Source organism: Lacisediminihabitans profunda, from assembly GCF_008040105.1.
Taxonomy (GTDB): domain Bacteria; phylum Actinomycetota; class Actinomycetes; order Actinomycetales; family Microbacteriaceae; genus Lacisediminihabitans; species Lacisediminihabitans profunda.
This window is the reverse complement of sequence record NZ_VRMG01000025.1, coordinates 1-777: the sequence shown is the minus strand read 5'-3', so window position 1 is coordinate 777 and position 777 is coordinate 1. Positions and strand designations below refer to the sequence as shown.

Below are 777 nucleotides of genomic sequence, written 5' to 3'. Positions count from 1 at the left end.
TGTAGTTCCCGGGGACGTTGTGAACGCGTTCGATTGGTGATTTGCCGCCGATGCCGGTGTGGGGTCTGTGGTGATTGTAGTCATGGAGCCACTGCTGGTAGGTCGCAGCTCGGGCCTCGTCGCTCGTGTAGGTGTGGGCGTAGGCCCATTCCTGGGCGAGGGTGCGGTTGAATCGTTCGACTTTCCCGTTCGTCTGTGGCCGGTAGGGGCGGGTGAACTTGTGGCTGATCGTCTCGCCCAGCGCGGCCGTGAAAGCACCGGAACGGTAGCAAGAACCGTTATCGGTGAGGACACGTTTGACGGTGATGCCGTGGCTGTTGAAGAACGCGTTCGCGCGGATCCAGAACCCGGCGGCGGTCTCTTTCTTCTCGTCGGTGAGAATCTCGGAGTAAGCCAGGCGGGAGTGGTCGTCGACCGCGTGGTGCAGGAACGAGTAGCCGCGACCCTGCTTTTTGTTGTTGCGCTTGCCGATGGTGCGGCCGAGCATCCGGTGGCCGCCACCATCGGGGATGCGGCCCTGTTTCTTGATATCGACGTGGACAAGATCGCCCGGCGCGGCATGCTCGTAGCGGACCGGTTTCGCTTATCTGAGCGGCAGCCCGGTGGCCTGGTCGAGATAGGCCAGGCGCGGCATCCGGTAGCGGGCCAGGATCTGCTCGACCGTGGAGCGAGCGACGTGCAGGTGGTAGCCGATGCGGTGTGGTCCCCACCGGCGGGTGAACCGCAGCGCCACGATCCGCCTCTCAAGCCGCCTGCTGGTCTGGTTCGGGGACCGGT

1 pseudogene is annotated in these 777 nt (G+C 64.2%); it reads right to left on the bottom strand.

Going from position 1 to position 777, the window contains the following annotated elements:
• Positions 1–777: pseudogene (locus FVP33_RS18910) on the bottom strand (IS481 family transposase); the annotation flags it as partial.